General features: G+C 47.6%; 14 protein-coding genes. All 14 read left to right on the top strand.

Annotated features, from left to right (window positions below; genetic code table 11):
* The first annotated feature begins 11 nt into the window (after window positions 1-11).
* Window positions 12-560: a hypothetical protein gene (locus DFQ00_RS26120; RefSeq protein ID WP_110899372.1), complete on the top strand. Its 549-nt coding sequence runs from the start codon at window positions 12-14 to the stop codon at window positions 558-560.
* Window positions 547-1,530: a hypothetical protein gene (locus DFQ00_RS26115; protein ID WP_110899371.1), complete on the top strand. Its 984-nt coding sequence runs from the start codon at window positions 547-549 to the stop codon at window positions 1,528-1,530. The genes DFQ00_RS26120 and DFQ00_RS26115 overlap by 14 nt, the downstream gene beginning before the upstream one ends.
* A 30-nt stretch (window positions 1,531-1,560) precedes the next feature.
* A complete protein-coding gene (gene essC / locus DFQ00_RS26110) occupies window positions 1,561-5,565 on the top strand; it encodes a type VII secretion protein EssC (RefSeq protein ID WP_110899370.1) in 4,005 nt (1,334 codons plus the stop codon).
* Window positions 5,566-5,693: 128 nt separating this feature from the next.
* Entirely contained in the window at window positions 5,694-5,966 is a 273-nt protein-coding gene (locus tag DFQ00_RS26105) for a WXG100 family type VII secretion target (protein WP_110899369.1), read from the top strand.
* A 71-nt stretch (window positions 5,967-6,037) separates the two neighbouring features.
* The gene (locus DFQ00_RS26100) at window positions 6,038-6,787 is read left to right on the top strand and encodes a vWA domain-containing protein (protein ID WP_110899368.1); all 750 of its coding nucleotides are present in this window, start codon (window positions 6,038-6,040) and stop codon (window positions 6,785-6,787) included.
* Between the two features lie 19 nt (window positions 6,788-6,806).
* Window positions 6,807-7,088: a hypothetical protein gene (locus tag DFQ00_RS26095; protein WP_110899367.1), complete on the top strand. Its 282-nt coding sequence runs from the start codon at window positions 6,807-6,809 to the stop codon at window positions 7,086-7,088.
* A 38-nt stretch (window positions 7,089-7,126) separates the two neighbouring features.
* A complete protein-coding gene (locus DFQ00_RS26090) occupies window positions 7,127-8,485 on the top strand; it encodes a protein kinase domain-containing protein (protein ID WP_167433840.1) in 1,359 nt (452 codons plus the stop codon).
* A gap of 22 nt (window positions 8,486-8,507) precedes the next feature.
* Window positions 8,508-9,317, top strand: a complete 810-nt coding sequence (locus tag DFQ00_RS26085) for a hypothetical protein (RefSeq protein WP_110899365.1) — start codon at window positions 8,508-8,510, stop codon at window positions 9,315-9,317.
* Window positions 9,318-9,593, top strand: a complete 276-nt coding sequence (locus DFQ00_RS26080; protein ID WP_110899364.1) for a WXG100 family type VII secretion target — start codon at window positions 9,318-9,320, stop codon at window positions 9,591-9,593. It abuts the gene before it with no gap.
* A 12-nt stretch (window positions 9,594-9,605) separates the two neighbouring features.
* Window positions 9,606-9,965: a WXG100 family type VII secretion target gene (locus DFQ00_RS26075; RefSeq protein ID WP_110899363.1), complete on the top strand. Its 360-nt coding sequence runs from the start codon at window positions 9,606-9,608 to the stop codon at window positions 9,963-9,965.
* 12 nt (window positions 9,966-9,977) lie between these two features.
* Window positions 9,978-14,798 (top strand): RHS repeat-associated core domain-containing protein, encoded by a 4,821-nt coding sequence (locus DFQ00_RS26070; RefSeq protein WP_110899362.1) that lies wholly within the window; start codon window positions 9,978-9,980, stop codon window positions 14,796-14,798.
* Window positions 14,795-15,346: a hypothetical protein gene (locus DFQ00_RS26065; RefSeq protein ID WP_110899361.1), complete on the top strand. Its 552-nt coding sequence runs from the start codon at window positions 14,795-14,797 to the stop codon at window positions 15,344-15,346. The genes DFQ00_RS26070 and DFQ00_RS26065 overlap by 4 nt, the downstream gene beginning before the upstream one ends.
* Window positions 15,347-15,866: 520 nt before the next feature.
* Window positions 15,867-17,126 carry an S-layer homology domain-containing protein gene (locus DFQ00_RS26060; RefSeq protein ID WP_425271060.1) on the top strand — a complete coding sequence of 420 codons (1,260 nt, stop codon included), beginning with the start codon at window positions 15,867-15,869 and terminating at the stop codon, window positions 17,124-17,126.
* A gap of 62 nt (window positions 17,127-17,188) precedes the next feature.
* On the top strand, window positions 17,189-19,779 hold a 2,591-nt coding region (locus tag DFQ00_RS26055), incomplete at its 3' end, for a DUF5704 domain-containing protein (protein ID WP_244214002.1).

Raw genomic sequence — 19,779 nt, 5'->3', positions numbered from 1 at the left:
GGTGAGCTTGTTTGGAAAACTCTTTCTCCAAAATATTAGGTGTTTTTATCGCTATCATTTTGTTATTTCTCTATCCATTATTCCAGCAGGCGCAGCGGCAGGATGACCTGTCACAGCTTGTGGTGCATTCGGCGGTTACTACGTTTGTGGATTCAGCCCGAACCAAGGGGTATATCACACCTGAAATGTATACCGAATTTAATCAGAAGCTGGGAGCTACAGGCAACCAGTACGATATTCAGATGGAGCATTTGCATAAGAAATACAATCCGGATTACTCAGATCCGGCCAATTCCACTACATTCCGTGAGAGCTTTACAACGTATTTCGACGGTCATTACAACCAGGAAATTATGCAAAGGTTATTTCCGAGCAGTCCCACATCGGATGTTAATCGAAGATACGTGATGGCGGTAGGTGATTTCTTCACGGTGAAAGTAAAAAATGTGAACCGTACCATGGCCACAATTTTAAACGATGTGTTCACAGGGGGAATTACGAACGGGAATGTCAAGGTTTACGTTCCTTACGGAGGCATGGTAATCAATGAAGATTACTAATTGGGTAATTTTCTTTATCTGCATTTTCGTGCCCTTCTATCTCATCATGGACTTCCGAACGGGCGATCAGAAGACAGCACTTGCCTTGTCAGATCAATATTCAGCAACGCTTCATACGGCTGTTCAGGACGCCTCTCAGATGTTAAATATGAACGTGCTTCAGGAATATGAGGCGGCATACCAGTCGAAGAAGTTTTTCTTCGCCAACAAAGAGCGGGCACTGGATACATTTTTTCGTACCCTGTATTTGAACTTTGATGTGGTGAATGATCCCGTTAGACAAGGGGCACTTGCCGGATATATACCTGCCGTTGCAGTGATTGACTACGATGGATATGACGTATATGCCATTGATGAGTATCGTGATGCTAATGGTGAGCGAGTATTTAAGCATATGTGGAGACCTAAAAAACCTTATGCGTATTCAGACAATCGCGGTAACAGCATTAACTTCACGTTGGACAGTTATGTGTATGCATACGATGCTTATGCAAAAGCCTGGATAGAAGGCTTCCGTGAAGATTTGAAGGGTACAACCAACATTCCTTTATTAGACAATGCAGCGGATTTTGAACTGATGCGCAAGAGTGTCATTGTAAAGAGCATTCAGCAGGATCTGGCTTATTACATAAACAAGCATAACGAATATGCGACCAGATATGGCATTCACTATACCTTTAAGCTTCCACAGATTTCCCAAGAGCAATGGATCAACTCGATTGATGATATTGGGATTATGGCTTTTATCCAGGGCATCCCCATCGGTGACCAATTTTATAATAACTACGCGCTTGGAGGCGGGCGTCTGGTTAAGAAAACCGAGATCAAGGGCGCTGTCGATCCAGCGACTGGAATTAAATATTATTATCCAAGCACATGTTCATATGGCTACAGGGAAGACGAAACCTTTTCAAGTGAGAAAGACGCAGCGGCGGCAGGTTATTTTCCTAAGGGTTGTATGAATCGTTAAAGAAGTTGCATGAAGAGGAGGTAACAGCGTATGTCCCATTTTTTTTATAAGAGATCACCTAGGATTATTAAGGAAACATCGGGGGAAGAGGTTGAAATTTTCTCACCGCCGGCTCTTCCTCAGCCTCCGCAGTTAAATATTATTTCGATTATGGTGCCAATCATGGTTACTGTTGCGGGTGGAGCGGCCATGATGACCTTTTATCAAAGCCGGGGAAACGGGCAATTCGTAACCGTACAAATGATATCCCTTTGTATGATGGTTGTGTCCTACTTCGTACCTGTGCTGGTTCACTTTCAAGCGAAGGCGAAGCATCGGAAAAAAATCAAAGAAAGAGAACGGTTGTATGACAACCATATCAATGAGAATCGGGAAATTTTGCAAAACTGGAAAAACGAGCTGATTCTAAACTGGCATCAAACTCACCTGGACCCGCAGTTTTGTATCAATATGGTGAAGGATCGAAGCTCCTCGGTGTGGGAGAGAATTCCCCAGGACTTCGATTTTCTTAAAGTTCGTGTGGGGATAGGCACGGTGCCTAGCAATTTTGATATTAAAGTGCCGAAGCAGAATGGTGTCGAAAAGGACCCGATGCTTGAAAAGGCAAGAGAAATGACTGAAAAATTTACGACAATAACCAATGCTCCTGCGTTACTGGATCTGAATAAGTATCGCGTTGTTGGTCTTGTGGGCGATGAAGAAGAGTTGAATAGATTCTGTCGAACAGTCGTGACTCAACTTGCTTCACATCATGCTCCGGATGAGCTGAAACTGGCTGTATTCATGAATAAAACGCAGCGAGAGAACTGGGACTGGATGAGATGGATTCCCCATGTATGGAATGATACCCGTTCAGGCAGGTATCTGTTCGAGGAACGTGCATATCAGCCACAGCTCATGGAACAGCTATTCACCCTTTTACAGCGGCGCCAATGGTTGAACAAAGGGGAAAAAGCACTGCCTTTTTACGTTTGCTTCCTGCCCTACATTGAAATGCTGGAGCATGAGCCGATTCTTCCATTGATGATGAAAAGCTCGGAGGTCATCGGGGCGTGCAGCATCGTGTTAGCTCCTAGCAAAGACGTCTTACCGAAAGAATGTGAGCTTGTTATTGACTTACATTCGAATGAAGGGGTTATGCGTTCCACGAACGTTACAGGGGGCTCCGCGGGTGATAATACGTATGCCAAGCCTAAGGATGAGATTCCATTTGTACAGCCTTTCCAGCCGGATCAAATGTCACTGGAGCAAGCAGATCAGTTTGCCAGACAGATTGCACCGTATCGGATCAAGCGAAATTCCGCAGATGAGATTGTGAATGTACTGACATTGTTTGAACTATTTGGTGTACAGGATATTGAACAATTTCATGTGGAAAATAATTGGAAGAAATCACGATATCCGAATACGCTGCCGTTTCCGGTCGGCGTTAGGGGCGGGAAAAAGCCTGTACTCCTGAATCTTCATGACAAAATCGAGCGTAAGGGACATGGACCTCATGGACTTATGGCAGGAACCACCGGTTCAGGGAAAAGTGAGGTTATTCAATCTATCATTGCGTCTCTCGCAGTTGAGTATCACCCGCATGATATGGCTTTTATGCTGATTGACTATAAGGGTGGGGGGATGTCCAATACGTTCCAGGATCTGCCTCACGTAATAGCGACCGTAACCAACCTCGAAGAAGAGGGATTGATTGAACGCTCGAAGGTTTCGCTTAAAGCAGAGCTCAAACGGAGACAGCGCTTGTTCATTGATGCCGGTAATGTACAGCATATTGATGAGTATTATCAGACAGATTGGAAGGATAAAGAGCCCCTTCCGCATCTATTTATTGTCATAGATGAGTTCGCGCAGCTCAAAAAGGATCAACCGGAGTTTATGAGTGAGCTTGTATCCATTGCGGCGATCGGCCGGACCTTGGGCGTGCACTTGCTGTTGGCGACGCAGAAGCCAGGCGGCGTTGTGGACGATAAAATCTGGAGTAACTCTCGTTATAAAGTCTGCCTTCGGGTTCAGGACGAGAGCGACAGTCGTGAGATGATTCGTATCCCGGATGCGGCTCATATTACAAATCCAGGTCGTGGCTTCCTGCAGGTGGGAAGCAATGAAGTATTTGAATCCGTGCAATTTGCCTGGAGCGGAGCGCCATACCGGCCTGATCAAAACATTGCGCAGTCAGACGATACGATGTATTCCTATGAGCTGGATGGGCGGAAAACAAAGCTGAGAGATCAACTGGAGCTGATTCAGGAAACGGAGCCTTCCGAAGAGAAGGGCCTGCGCAAAAAGCAACTGAACGTTCTGATTGATCATATCGCTATGAAAGCTGAACAGGAAGGTATTCGACGTTTGCCGGGGCCTTGGCTGGAGCCTCTGCCTACTCAACTTACGCTAGAGGATTTGGAGACCGGGGCGATAGAGCCGGGAAAAATTTTGAATCCACAGGTCGGACTTATTGATGATGTTGTCAATCAGAGACAGTTCCCGCTACGAATTGATCTTGAATCGGGCCATTGGCTGATCTATGGTATGCCAGGCACAGGGAAAACCACCTTTATTCAAACCTTGCTGTACTCTCTTGCAAAGGACACAACGCCGAATGATGTGAACATCTACGCGCTTGATTTTGGAAGAATGCTGAAGGATTATGCGCTGCTGCCTCATGTTGCCGATGTCATTCAGGATGATCAGGAAGAGAAGATGAATCGGTTGTTTAATTATCTCGAAGAAACGATTAACAAGCGCAAAACGCTGTTTGCTGAAACGGGAGTAAAGTCCAGACTTTCCTATTGTGCGGAAACCGGCAATACGCTGCCGGCAATTCTCGTTATTATCGATAGTTATGTCAGCTTCCGCGGTCAGTTCGAGAAGCTTCATGAGAAGCTGGACCCTCTTCTTCGTGAAGGGCCCGGGCTTGGGATATATTTTGTAGCTACCATCAACCGAATCTCGGACATGCTGGAACGTATTCGCAGTAATTTCCCGAATGCGGTCTCCTATATGCTTGCAGATGCAGCTGATTATAACTATGCCGTAGGAAGGTTACTCAAGGCTCCAACACAGATGCCGGAGGGCAGAGCTTTTGTGAAGGGAAGCATTCCTCCTTATGAATTCCAGACGGCATTATCCATTCAAGCAGTGAATGAGTCGTCCCGTGCCAAACAGCTGCGTGAGCAGTTCGCAGCAATTGATGCTTCTTGCACGACACCTAAGCCGGAGTCCATTCGAGTGCTGCCGGAGATGATCTCCATTCCAGAGGCAACAGACAATATGAATCTGTCCTCGAGTCCTGTTTTGCCTGTGCACATGAACATTGACAGTTTAAACATGCTTGGCTGGGATATGGAAGCGGATGGCCCATATTTCATGGTGGCAGGCAGAATGGAGTCCGGCAAGACATCACTGCTTGTGACGATTGGCCTAATGTCTGCTATGAAATATAGACAGGATGAGCTTGAGCTCTATCTATGCGACTTTAGACGTACACCGCAGGGATTGGGCGTATTGAAAGACCTTCATCATACGATAGATTTTGCAACCAATGAGGCCTCGATGGAGGAAATGATCGAAGCTCTGCGTACCAAGCTGGAAGAGCGAGTTGCTGATCCGGATGAATCCGCTGCTAAAATGGTACTGATCATTGACGACGTTGACTTCATCGCAAAGCGTATTTCCCGAACCGTAACAGGACATCTGGAATACATCACAAGAAATGGACGGGAGCATGGGGTGTATATCATTGTTTCCGGACAAGCCAATGCGATTAATCGCAATTATGATGATTGGTTGAAGGACATCAAATCTGCTCAGATCGGTTGGTTGCTAGGTACAGCCGAGTCTAACGATACCGAGCTATTCAACATTAAGGTTCCTTATGTGTCAGGTACCCGTTTGCTGCCAGACGGAGAAGGTTTTTATGTTAAACGTAAATTCGTCAATGTCAAAGCGGTGCATGCATTTGCCAATGGTGCTGCTCAGATTGAGGAGCAAGTAGCTGCAAGCAATGCGAGCTCGGTTTTTGTCGCAAATTAAGGCTTAAAAGGAAAAAAGGCTTACAAATGAGTCTTTTTTCCCAAAATATGTTTGGTAATTATATAGTTCATTGTATACAATAGTAATTGGGTAAAATTTATAAAATTGGTATAAAGGGGAAGTGTGAAATGGCAAAAATTAGAATTACACCTGAAGAAATGGACCAAGCATCTAACAAGTTTAAAGACGCTCACCAACAAAGTGCACAGCTTAATCAGCAGTTAAATTCTTTAATGCAAACTATGCATGGAGAGTGGGAAGGGATGCAATCCCAAGGATTTTATCAGCGCTACGATCAGCACAAAAAAACAATGGAGTCGTATATTGAAATGTTGGATATAGTTTCTCAGAATTTACAGACGATTGCAGATAACTTTAGACGTGCAGACGAAGCAAAATAGTTACATAAGAAGCCAGGTAAACTTACCTGGCTTTTTCTATATCTAGAGGATGAAAAGGTGAATCTATTCCTATGAGTTATACAGTACAAGCGACGGGAAGTACGCCCGCTCTATTAATCTATTTAATTGATATCAGTGGCTCAATGACACTTGAACTGGAAGGTCAGAGAAGGATGGACATTGTCAATGAGGGGTTACAAACCATCATCCGACAAATTGTTTATCGTGCGACGAAAGGTTCGAAGGTATCCCCTCGTTATCGGATTGCTATCCTTGCGTATAGTGACGAGGTGTATGACCTGCTGGATGGTGTGAAATCCATTGACCGAATCGCGAACCGCGGCAGTGTACCACCGCTGTATCCAAAACGATTCACAGATACGGCGAAAGCATTCAAGCAGGCGGAGAAAATTCTTCAGTCTGAGCTTCGCAACATGGAACACTGTCCTGCCCCGCTCATTTGTCATATGACGGATGGGATCTATACGGGTGAAGACCCTGAACCAATCGTTGAACGAATCAAAGCAATGTCCATACCTGACGGACAAGTGCTGGTGGAGAACATCTTTATTACAGAGGATGCCTCTACAAGTCGTATTCGGGATACACGAGCGTGGAAGGGTATGATGCCGGATTCTTTTGTAGTAGACCCGTATTCAGAAAAACTGAAACGGATGTCTTCCATCATTCCCGAAAGTTATCGTGAAATGATGATGGAATCGGGATATTCGGTTCAGAAGGGCGCACTTATGATGCTGCCTGGTACAAGCAAGGACTTAATATCGTTAGGGCTGCAGATGTCTGCGTCAACACCGATGTAGCCGGAAGGAGGATAAACAGATGGATCGGACATTATTAACCTTGATTATTGATGCAACCGGAAAAAGGACCGATATCGAAGTGCCTAATATGCTCCCGCTCAACGAATTACTTGAGCCTATGCTCAAGGGGTTGAATGAAGGTATGGCTTTGACATTTCAGGCATCCAATTATCGCTACTCTCTTAGCAGTGATGGAAGTGAGTGGAATAACATAGAGCTGCACCAGTCTTTGGCCGATGTAAAAGCGATGGATGGATGTTACCTGCGAATCGAGCAGGTGAACTCGTTCTCAACGGTCTAATTTCGAAACATTTTTCAGTGCAAAGGGGAGCAAGCGTTGTGTTTCCACCAGAACTAACTACAGAACTACACATCAGAAGCCAGGTCTACCGATTGGTGCCGCACCCTCAATTTGAAGGTATGCCATATGGACAAGAGGGAAGGGAAGGCACGGTCTATAAGCTCGTTAACAATGCGGGAGAGAGTAGTGCATTGAAGGTGTTCCGTCCAGCCTTCAGAAAACCTTCTGTGATGAAATTAACGGAGCTTATGGCGGATATGAAGGATCACTCCGGGCTTCGGGTATGGTCTAGAACTATCCTGAATCCGCTAGAAGATATGGAGCTGCTTGGACAATATCCAGAGCTGCTATATAGTGCGCATATGCCTTGGATTGAAGGCAAGACATGGAGTGAATTCATGCTTGACCGGGAAGTGACTACTCCGGAGAAGTCTTTGAAACTAGCAAGCGTTTTGGTATCAACTATGGCTGTATTGGAGCAAGCTGGCATAGCCCATGCAGATTTGTCAGCCGCTAATCTACTGATCGTGAACGCGAATCAAGAATCGGAAGATATGTCTGTTGAACTAGTGGACGTAGAAGGCATGTATGCCAAGCAATTGGAGGAACCCGATAATTTACCTGAAGGTGCAACGGGATATACTCCCCCCTTTCTTAGAGAATACGGGGATTGGAGTCCTCAATCGGATCGATTTGCTGGCGGAATTCTGCTTGCAGAGATGCTGGCTTGGTCGAGTACAGACATATGTAAGTATGCATGGGGAGATAGTTATTTTGATCCGCAAGAAATGCAGCAGCCGAGCGAGCGTTACACCCTTCTTCAAGCAACGCTTGAACGACAGTATGGGCCCGAAGTAGCTGCTTTGTTAAGCAGATTGTGGAGTGCGGAGCAGCTGCAGCAATGTCCGACATTCGGGGAGTGGCAGATTGCTTTGGCTTCAGCAAAACAGTTTGTAGAGCAAGCAGCCAAGGTTGTTTCTGATCCAGATACAGAGCTGCAGCAGCCAGAAGAAGAAACGGTGAACCTGCCAAGCGAGTATGCTGTGGATGCTCTAACATCTGCGCAAGAGAATCAACTGGCGCGGGCACGCCAACTCGAACGTCAGGGGAATCTTACTTCGGCCTTCTGGGAATACGGGAAGCTGATTGAGCAGTTCAAGGAACGAACTCCATTCCATATTGAGATTGGCATTGCGATGGAGCAGGTGCAGGAAGGCATCGATCAGACCGTTTTTAATCCGGAACCCAAGCAAACTTTAGTCAAAAAGGGCTGGGCTCAGCTACTACATCAGAATAAACAGTCCAGTTATGAACGCTTGTGGATATATGTCATAGGTGGTTCAGTTGGGGCCCTAGTTTTTGCATTCATTATCTACGTCATAGGACTGTTTAAATAGAACTATAGGGAGCGTGTGATTTTTGGAAAATGAGTTGCAGGAAGAGTGGGCTTTTGAGTTGTCTCCAGAGGAGTTTTTCTTTTTAACTCAGCTAGTAGGAGTTCGTTATATAGCCAACTTTGAAGATCCCTATCGTGGATATTTGGCTAAGGAATTGGAAGAGGAATATAAGCTTATCGAGAAAACGTTTATATCCAAAGGATACCTGATCCCAAAAGCGGATGGCGCGGGCTACGATATGAATGAAATGCTGGCCTATTGTATTGCTGCGTGCGGCAGTGCTGATGTTATGCATGTGAGTAAACAGATTGAAGGTAAGGGGAAATACGAAGGGCATTACTATTTTACCCCTCGAATTGTTGTTGAACAGACCGTCAATGAGTCAGGTGACATTCGAATTGTTCCTGTGGCAGATGCCAATATCACATTGGAAGCCATGAAAGGTTTTTTCCCGCTCACTCTCCAATATCGAAGTGCTGCGAAGAAGGCTGTCATTAAGGATTGCACATGGGAACAATGGAATAAGCTTACGGAGGATGATCGGCGTAACAGATTGATTCAAGCAGGTCATACAGAGGAGCAGGCCATGCTTGCATTGGACATTTTCAACAACGGGGAGCGCTCCGGGTCCATGATGTTTATGAAGAGGCAAGGGCTGAAGTGGCATCAGGAGGATTACCATTATGCACAATGGGGAGACAAGCTGTATCTGGCTGTGGAGCTAACCGAAGGTACGCTTCAATTGCAGCCTTATAAGCCATCTACAGTGAAAAAAGCATTACTGCGTTTTGCAGATCAAATGGAGAAGTTGGAAGGGAAAGGGGTCAAATAAATGGCGGATCTTATCAAAATCGAACCTGAACGTATCAAGGAAATTGCTGCTCGATTTACGGCAAGTAGTCAGGAAAGCATTGCATTGTCCAGAGAATTGAGATCATTGATTGATGGGATTACAGGGGAATGGGAAGGAAAAGCACAAGAGCGCTTTTATTCCTCTTACAAGGACGCACATGTTCAGTTAGAAAGTGTTTCTACTGTGTTGAAGGATGTAGGGGATGAGTTGAAAGCGATCGCGGAGCGATTTAGTAAGGCAGACTCAACAAAGTAAGGAGATGTACATATGCCTATTCGGCCAGATGTCAGCAAGCTGCGGAGCATCGCTTCCAGATTACGCAGCAACAGCAGCAAATTGGAGAATGAACGCTCCAACATTAACAGTAATGTGCAGTCTATGACCTGGAGAGGTCGGGTATATCAGCACTTCATGGATGATTTTCGTGATACTACACAGCGGATGAGACGGACTGCGGATGAAATGGAGCAATTTGCACGCCGATTGGAATCGCTCGCCAATCAGTTTATGCAGGAAGACCTTGAGGAAGAGCGCAGAGAGAGAGAACGCCAGGAACGAGAGCGGCAGGAGCGAGAAAGACAACGAGCAGCTGCATCTGCGGCCGCAGCAGCTGCGAAGAAGAGATAAGGGGGAAGTCATGTGAAATTGGAAGTCAGTCTATCCGACCTGAAACGGACATCAAGAAGTCTAGATCGGGCTGCGGATGAGATGGGGGATTTGCGAGCGGACCTGAACCGGTCGATGAACAGTCTGACCCAGAAAACCCTCAGCCAAGGCGGGGTCCAAAGTACGTTTACCCAGCTTATGCGGGAGCTGGACGGCTTGCAAACCAAGCTGGAGCTGCTCTCCGAGCTGACCCGTCGCAAACGGGACGAATACGAGCAAGCCGATCGGGCGGGTAAAAAATTCAACTGGGGGAAGCTGGCGAGCTTCCTCACCTTTGCTTTAGGCACCGTACTGGACTTCCTCCCCGTGGTGGGGAATGTTAAGGGCGTGATTGAAGCGATTACCGGTCGAGACCTGCTGACCGGTGCGAAACTGGAATGGTATGAACGTGGTCTTGGTGTTCTAGGACCGCTGGGGAAAGGCCTCAATAAAGCGACATCCCTGCTCAAGTTTGCCGATGAAGCCGTGGAGCTGACCGGAAAAGCAGTGAAGCATGCAGACGATGCGGTCGATGCCGCCAAAACGGCCGGTCGGCATGCGGATGACGCCATGGATGCTGTGCCAACCGGACCAAACAAGGCGAGCATACCGGGGAACTCGGCCCGGGAAGCCGGAGAAGACATGGCAGGTACCGGACCGAAACCTGCTAAGGCGAGCGAAGCTGGTGATGCACCGATGTCTAGCAATAAACCGACAGGCAAGGCAGACGATGCCCCTGGCGATGCGGGTTCTTCCCGCCAGGATGCCGGAGGTCTGACGGATGCCGAGAAAGCCGGGGCAGCTGGTGTTGCTGGGATCACGAGTGCCGCTACAGCCAAGGCCATGAAGGATAAAGCGGCCAGTGCGGGCGCCAAAGGCGCAGATGCGCCGGTCTCTCCATCCAAGGGGGGAGCCGCTTCACCGAACCAGTCGTCACCGGGCCGAACGCCAGAGACACACAATGTCACGAAGTCCAAGACCGAAAGCTGCCCGGGCGATCCGATTCATGCCGCGACAGGCCAGCAGTTTATGAACCACGATATCCTGACCCTGCACGGGGCTGCGGACTGGCCGCTGACCTTGATCTACCATTCGGGTTTGCTGCAGCGAGGTGAACTAGGCCTGGCCTGGACACACCAATATGGACTTCGCCTGGAAATCCAAACTGCCGAGGAAGCCGGACAGCCTGTACCTGCCGTGGAGGTATACTGGACCGCCGGACGGCATAACCGGTTTGTGCATCAAGCGGACGGCACCTACCGTAGCTCCGATCTCGACGTCTACTTTGACGTGCTCGAACGAGATGCACAGGGCTGGACCTTGACCACGCGCGAGCCGCGTGAAAGCTACCGCTTCACCGAAGCGGGTCAACTGCTCAGCCACACAAATGCAAGTGGTCTGAGCCTGGACATGACCTATAACGCATTCGGCCGATTGGCCGCCTTGACAGACCGAGCTACGCAGCGTGCATTGCAGCTGGATTATATGCCTACAGGCGAATTGAAAGAAGTTAAAGACGCGCTGCGACAAGTGAAGTTTGCATACAATGTCGGGGGCATCTTGGTACAGATTCAAGAGCCGGAAGGGGTTGTCACTGACCTGGTTTCGGACGAAGCCGGCCACTTGCTTGCCCTGAGCGAGAGCGGCATCCTTCAGTTTACCAATACGTATGATGCCTCCTACCGAATCATCAAACAGACCGATGCCGCAGGCCATGCGTTCCTGTTCCGGTATGATACGAAGAGTCATCCAGGTCAGACGTGGACGACCGTCACCAACCGTCTTGGACAGACACGCATCCTGGTCCATGATGAAGCGCTGCAGCTCCTGGAAGTGCATGCCGAAGATGGCGGAATCACGCGTTATAGCTATACCCCGCAGGGACAGACCGATCGTATCACCAATCCACTGGGCGAAACGACGACGTACGTCTATGACAAGGATGGGCATCTCATCCGTGAAATCGATCCGTTAGGTCAGGAGACACAGTATAGCTATACCCCGCACCATCAACTGGCGCGTGAAATCGACGCCGAAGGCGGCGTAACCAGCTATCAGTACGATGAACAGCAGCGTCTGACCACCGTGACCCGTCCCGATGGCAGCCAAGCACAGTGGACTTACACCGAAACCGGACAAACAGCCGTGTATCAGGACTTCACCGGAGCGAGCTGGACCTATGGATATAGCGACACAGGTGAACTGGCATATACCCTGGATCCCGAGGGAAGAAAGGTACACGTTCGCTGGGATGAAGCGGGTCGTGTGGTGGAACTGGAGGATGCCGCAGGAGGCATCAGCCGCCGAAGCTATGATGGTGCAGACCGCCTGACCTCCATCACGGACCCGTTGGGTCTCACGTGGCAAACCCGATATAATGCCAGCGGACAACGCATTCGCGAGACGCGCCCATCCGGCGCTTCGATGCAATATACCTATACACCAAGCGGGGAAGTGGCGACCGTCACCGATGCGTTGGGCCATACGTGGCAGTATACCTACGATGCCGAGAATCGCCTGATAGCTGAAACGAATGCTTTAGGCGATACCACGCAATTATCGTATGACCTCGCTGGACGATTGCAGACCGTGACCGATGCGCTGGGACAGCAGGCGCAGTATCACTATGATGGTGCTGGTCGACTGGTGAGCGTTGTGGATGGGGAAGGACGAACCGTCCAGCAGCTGACCTACGATGCTGCCGGCCGCCCAGTCGCTTGGCAAGACGGACTCGGCCACATGACACGGCTGCGATTTAACGCCCTGCACCAGCGTGTAGAGGATACCGATGCCGATGGGCACACCCGCCGTTATCGGTACGATGCGGCTCATCGCCTGCTGGAGGTCATCCAGGGGGAGGGGGCCGACGAAGTCACCTATCGTCAGACCTGGGACGGGGAAGATCGCAATACGAGCTACACCGATGCCAGCGGCAATGAAACCCGGCTCACGTATGACCGCAGCGGCCGATTGCTGCAGGAGACGAATGCCGCCGGGGCACGTATCGCCTACGATTATGATGAACGCGGCTGGCTGCGGGCTAGGCTAGATGCCAAGGGCCAGGAAACCCGGTACGAATACGATGCCGCGGGTCGCCTGATCCGCGCGACGGATGAAGCGGGCGAAATCGTGCTTACCTACACACCGGACGGACAAGTGGCACGTGTGCTGGAAGCCGAGCAGCATGAGGAACGCACCTACGATGCGGCTGGCCGCTTACTTACCCGAACGGATGGCTTCGGACATCTGCTGCAATATACCTATGATGCCGCAGGTCGAATGACCGCCTTGACCTATCCGGATGGCAAAGAAGTGGAGTACCGCTACCACGCTACCGGGGAACTGGCCGAAGTGAAGGACTGGAACGGTCGCCTGACCCGGTACCGGTACGATGCCAGCGGGAAACTCATCGACACCCGGCGTCCGAATGGCAGTCAGGAGCAGCGGGAATACGATGCCGCAGGCCAGCTCATTCGCCTGACCGATACGAGCGGGCAGGGGATTCGATTGCAGCAATTCAAGTATGAATACAGTCCGGGCGGCTTGCTGCTGAAGGAAGAAAATAAGCAGTACACGTATGACACCTTAAAACGCCTGCGCAGTGGCGCAGAGCCCGGCCGTATTGTACACTACACGTATGACCCGTCGGGCAACCTGACGAGTGAACAGGTCGGGACATCCCCAACGGGAAACCCGGGCAGTTTGCTGACACAACAGCAGCTACACTACACCTGGGATAATCGCCTACAGCGGGTAGGGGACTATCCGGTCGAGATGGATGCAAACGGCAATCTGCTGTATGCCACGGATGGCAGCACCGCTTCCGCGTATGAATACGATGCCCGTAACCGACTGGTGAAAGCCGGCAAGCTGAAATATCGGTACAACCCGCAAGGCGATCGAATCGAACTCGCGCAGCGCGGCCAAGTGACCCGCTACGTCATTGACGATGCGACTGAACTCAGCCGGGTACTGATGGAGCTGGATGGCGAGGGCAACGTCAAGGCCCGATATGTGTACGGGCTGGGGCTGATCGGACGCGAAGATGCAGATGGCACGTATCTGAGCTACCACTACGATCTGCGCGGCAGTACGACGTTGCTCACGGATGAGCAGAATCGAGTGACGGATCGCTATACGTACGGACTATATGGCGAGCTGGAGAAGCATGAAGGTGTAACCTCGCAGCCGTTTGCGTATAATGGTCGAGATGGGGTCATGACGGATGCCAATGGACTGTATTACATGCGAGCGCGGTATTATGATCCGAAGCTGAAGCGTTTCCTGAACCGGGACGTCATCCGCGGTGACATTCAGGACGGACAGACCTTTAACCGATATGCGTATGTCAACGGGAACCCGGTAAGCTACATTGACCCGTTGGGGTTGATGAAGTGTGAGACTGGGGGGACGGGGAAAACTGGAGCATATAATCCCAATTTCTCAGGTGGAACTGGTCAAGGATTAGGAAAACTTGAGGGAGTTGAGATTAACGTTTCTTCAAAAGGACTCGATATCGTTAAGAGCCATATTTCCACATTTGATTCATATGCTCCTAATCAAGCAATGATACAACGATTAGAAAATGCTTTACAAAGTGGTAAGCCGCTGACGGGGGCAGATGCAAGTTTTTATATGCATGAAGTATCTGAGTTCACAAAAATGGGAAAAGGTATGGATTATGATACTGCTCATGCATTTGCACTACAGAAATATAATGTTTCGCCATTTAGTGTGTATCACCCCGATGTAATTAAATCCATGCCGGGAGAATTTAATTCTTCATGGTTTAAATTTTGGGGGTTAGAGAAATGAATAGAGTATACAATTTAGATAAATTTAGAAAGTTGGTTTTATGGAAAGATGAATTCCCACTTATGCCATTTCAAAGTGAAATAGAACATGAATTAGAAACTGAGTTACAATTGAGTGAAGCTATAGTTTCGAACAACAAAAAACTTGCATTGGAGTTAAAGTTGCCAAGGAACAGTTCGTATTATGCATTACTAGGAGCAGAATATATACCGAATCAAACCTCAAAACTAAAAATTACTGTTAAACATAGAAATAATAGTGATGTATTGTACAATTCTAAGTTAGGGTTAAATGAAGCAATATATGCAGGTATTTCTACCGAATATGCCCAATCAATTCTTAGTAATGCAGAGGATAGAATAGTGGAATCAAATTGGAAATTTGCAGGTAGTATTGCTTTTGTTATAGGTGCGCATAGTGTCGTTGGATCAAGTGAAGTTGTTTTCTCAAAGGTAGTGAATATTTTATTAGCTTTATTGTCAAATGAACTATCTCTAAATTCTTCTTTGAGTGATGATTATTTAATAAATGAAGAGCTAGATAAATGAATTTTTGGCTAATTTATTTAAACCTTGATTGGCTTCGTGCCTTTCAAGGTTTTTTCTTTGGACGAGGCTATATAGTGGCGAATGAACCCGTCAATCAACTAATAACACATCAAACCCATGTAATACCCATATGAGGATTTCTTCATTCTGTTTGTACGCACATAAATGCTTGAATTTTATAACCTAAATAACGCTATTCCGTTATATTAAACAGGTCGATTATGGTCATATTACCACCATGATTGACCTGTTTTGTTATACTCTCGTTTAAACTGATTGTTAAAATCAATCCTAAATACCTATATTTCACAAGCTTATAGTGGTAAAATATTCTTATAAATGGCAGTTTTGATTTGCTTTTAGGATGATTAAAGGCCTAGTTTTTATTCTTGAAAAATTATGAGGCAAGATGAAAACCACAAAGAATTGAAGGTGATATTTTAGGAAGTTGTAAGATGTGAATGATTCAAGGTACATAGGTTTACCAGAGATTTTACGAAGAGAATAACAATACTGGAGTGTGAACGAATTGAAGAAAGTAACACAATTACTACTAAGCGGTGCATTGGTACTGGGAATGCTTCCTTTCACCGGGAATGCCAATGCAGCAGCACCTTCATTTAAAGATGTGCCTGCAAGCCATTGGGCGAAGGCTTCCATCGATGCTGCCGTGTCCAAGGGTTATTTTAAAGGCTACAGTAATGGGACATTTAAGCCTGGAGCAACGGTGACACGTGCGGAATTTGCGGCATTGTTGTCTCGGGTATCCAAAGTGACTCCCGAGACAGAGCAAGTGAATGTGTTTCGGGATTTGACAGGTCATTGGAGTGAAGGAGAAGTAAACCGTGCGGTATCTCTCGGCTTTTTGAACGCTTCGGATTATCCAAACGGATTTAAACCCAGCACGGCATTGACACGGGAAGAAATGGCCAAGTGGCTCAGCTCAGGACTAGCTGCACAAAACGAGGATTTCAAGCAAGCGCTGAAGGATACAGATACAGAGAATATGTTAGTTCCTGTAGCTGAGTTCTACAAGGGTGGTTTAAAGAAAGCGGCCTACCCGTATGTCTCGGTTGTATTAGGAACCGGGTTGATGGCCGGGTACCCTGATGGAACCTTCGGTCCCGGGAAGACGACGACACGAGCAGAGGCTGCTGTGATTTTGTCCCGCTATCAACAAGTGCAAGAAAGTAAGGCTGATTCGTACAGAGATTTAAATGAAATGCGTGAAGTGGGTCTAACAGGAAGTAACCTGACTACAGCAACCCTATATGAATATTTTACGAGACAGGATGGAACCCCAGAAAGCTTTGATCGTGTAATCGGGAAAAAAGTGAAATTACGGAATAATCTCGGGACGATAACGGCCCATCGTATGATTGTGGCAGATGCGTATTCCAAGACGAAGATACAAAATTTATATGGAAAAATGTTTATTGATAGAACTTATTCAAGACCTATACGAGAGCCATACTATGAGGTGTTTATGGAAGTAACAGTGACTCCGAATGGAAATAATTTGAGAAATCTAGCATTTGTTCAAGCTATAGGAGATATATTTACAACCGTAAGTAATTTCAATAGTGGAACTACTGAAAAATACGGAATTAGCAATCTTCCAGTAGAGGAATACGTAGATTCGGGATTTTTTAAACAAGGCGTACCTCGTACATTTTGGATGAATTTTCTTCTAGATAGGCGAGCAGGTAAGTCTGTCAGTCAATCTATGATGGCCTTTGTAGTTGATAAAGATACAAGCACGTTTTTTAGAATTCCATGAGCTATGTATGTAGAGGAATCAAGCAAGGAGTGTCGTGTTTTTTCTTTATTATTTTAATCCTCATGACAACGGATAGTATTTCAATAGCAGCGAATGATAACGAAGCCCAGGATTTAAAAAAAATTGTTGTCAGTCCTGATCCCGAGGATAAGAAAGAATTAGAAGAGTTTCCTAACCCGGTACAGGCCTTACCGGAGGGACCAACGGGTTATCAAAAAGTAGTGAGGGTGTTTGAAGGGGTCAAACAGGCTAATCCTGGGGTATACTGGTACCAAATCGATAGTCTCAAGTGGATCGCAGAAACGTCATTTGGAAATATTCCAGCAAGCAATGTTGAGGACGAAGACAAGTATGCACCAGTGAAAACATCTGTTCGAGATCGGATCCAGATGGCGAATAATCCGGTATATGTACCAGATAAATATATTGATCAAACTGGATCTCAAGTGCCCTCCGACGTCTTTATTCCCAGTCCGCATATTTCAAAAGTCGAGACAACAAGATTTCAAGGAACAAATTCTCTTATTACCAAATTGGAACTGGATTCCACTAAAACAATAGTGACTTTGACATCGGAAACAGGAAAAGTAAATTCGGAGAAATACGTAAAGGAATACACAAAAGAATACGGCAAAAATCCCAGTGGCAAAACCAAATACAGTACCTTATATCTAACGCCTTTAAATATAACATGGCGAAGTAAATGGACGGAGCAGAAAAAGATTCGACTTACAGGTACGCAGCGTTTAAAGAAAGATGAGGAAGCCAACCTCAAAGGTGAAGTGGCTACGATGGCTCATGGAGCAAAGCAGTTCGGCAATTGGGTAGATATTTCAACGCGATCAGGTGTGGATTGGAAATCAGATAATGAAAGTGTCGTATCCGTTAATTCAAGCGGAAAGATTAAAGGTGTAAGTCCAGGAACTGCTACGATTTCTGTGGAATGGAAAAGTGGTGATCCGTATCAATATGATCTCATCGCCTACTTAAAAGTGACGGTGGGGGATGGCCCGATCCAGCATGACCCTGATGGAAAAGCAGCCTGCAGTCCTACCATTAATCCACCGAATGAAGTTGCTTCCCCACAAACGGCATTTATGGATCCGGGAGCCCAAGGGCATATTCTTGCAGATGACCCTACAAACGGTATCCATTTTGACGCCACGCGAGGCATTCCAACGTCGGAGCATCTGTATGCCAATACGTGGGCAATGAACTATCTCTTTCAGCACACCTTTGGCAAACAGCAAGGCACGATTACATATGACTGTGAAGCAGACCTGACGTATGTTCGAACCTGGAAGGTGAAACAGCCCAACCTGCCTGGGCCAAATGGAACATCCATCCCGCAACCCGATAAAGAGGAATCGGACACAGTTGATGTCAAATACTCGTTCAGCTTCGAGCGAAACTATAGCTATTGGAACATCAATAATGTGGAGCTGTATTTCATTGATCAGGCGGAGATGGAGAATTACGCCCTCCCGGACGGTGAGCGCATTACGCTGTATCCGCAGGGATACACGCCACCAGAGCTGGAGATGGAACACGACGAAGATGTTGAAATTCATGTGATGCCTAAGGAAACCGGAGAAATCAGCTACGTGCCCCCGGTGCTGGCGAGTTCAGGTTATACTCCGTTACCTGTTCCGAATGATGAAGGATTGTTAAAAGGAATGGCTGAATCTCAAACAGGTCCGCCTGATGTGAAAAATGATGCACTCGACTTTACGTGGGAAGGTTCCTCCACGAAGGTCATGGATGGCAGTGTCGTCGTCGAACATGGACCCGATCCGACGCAAATCCCGGCACCGACCAAGATCGGTTCGTATAAAAACACCGGGGAGCAGGTGTTGTATGCCGATCAGCTGTTGATTCCCCAGACGCGTTTGAACAAAGCGAATACGGAGTCCAGAGGAGAAATCCAGTATGCCCTTCATCCGACAACGCTAGGAGGCAGCGGAGACAAGACGTTCCCCGTCAGTCCCATTAATACCGTCACGGTTCATACCCCGGTGGTAAACTACTCGCTCGTGTCGGATGACCAGCCGCATAACCAGAAGACCGTGCCCAATATGAATCGATCTGCACTCATTTTGGAGCGACCGTTTACCGTTCGTATTCCGACGAGCGGACAGCATCTGGATGCGGGCTTGTATCCGGGCTACGGAAATCGGGACTATGCCAAGTATTATCGGATCAAACAGGTGCGGTTCCCGTTTGATGTATATAGTGCGGACCGGACACAGTTCTATCCAAGCAATACGTGGATTGATATTGAAGTTCCCGTCTTGGACACGACCTTCTATCTCCCGGTGTGGGTGGATGAGGGAGATTATCAGGTCGAGTTTCGTAACATTGCGGAAAATGCACCGTCTGACTACCCTATGCAGTCGAAAGTCGATGCTCAGCCGGATGCGAACACCGACCTGTACTACCACGTTGCATCGGACGAAGTATCCGTCGAGGTCATCGGGCGATTGTACGATTTTGAAATCACCGATATCGCCGACTATAACTGGGAACTCGTTTTCCGCCGATTCAAGGGCAGCATTGCCCCAACGTGGATCAGCTACTGGACAGGCACGAAGGATATTGATGGGGATAAAAGAGGCAATTTCCCGCAGTTCACCGTGCCGATCCGTCCGGGAAG

It is taken from the genome of Paenibacillus barcinonensis, from assembly GCF_003217495.1.
Taxonomy (GTDB): Bacteria; Bacillota; Bacilli; order Paenibacillales; family Paenibacillaceae; genus Paenibacillus; species Paenibacillus barcinonensis.
This window is presented reverse-complemented; position numbering and strand designations above follow the sequence as displayed.

Excerpts from the sequence above, each read along its gene's own strand:
- essC (WP_110899370.1), top strand. The coding sequence starts at position 1,561 with ATGTCCCATTTTTTTTATAAGAGATCACCTAGGATTATTAAGGAAACA.
- DFQ00_RS26080 (WP_110899364.1), top strand. The coding sequence starts at position 9,318 with ATGGCGGATCTTATCAAAATCGAACCTGAACGTATCAAGGAAATTGCT.
- DFQ00_RS26065 (WP_110899361.1), top strand. The coding sequence starts at position 14,795 with ATGAATAGAGTATACAATTTAGATAAATTTAGAAAGTTGGTTTTATGG.
- DFQ00_RS26105 (WP_110899369.1), top strand. The coding sequence starts at position 5,694 with ATGGCAAAAATTAGAATTACACCTGAAGAAATGGACCAAGCATCTAAC.
- DFQ00_RS26095 (WP_110899367.1), top strand. The coding sequence starts at position 6,807 with ATGGATCGGACATTATTAACCTTGATTATTGATGCAACCGGAAAAAGG.
- DFQ00_RS26100 (WP_110899368.1), top strand. The coding sequence starts at position 6,038 with ATGAGTTATACAGTACAAGCGACGGGAAGTACGCCCGCTCTATTAATC.
- DFQ00_RS26075 (WP_110899363.1), top strand. The coding sequence starts at position 9,606 with ATGCCTATTCGGCCAGATGTCAGCAAGCTGCGGAGCATCGCTTCCAGA.
- DFQ00_RS26115 (WP_110899371.1), top strand. The coding sequence starts at position 547 with ATGAAGATTACTAATTGGGTAATTTTCTTTATCTGCATTTTCGTGCCC.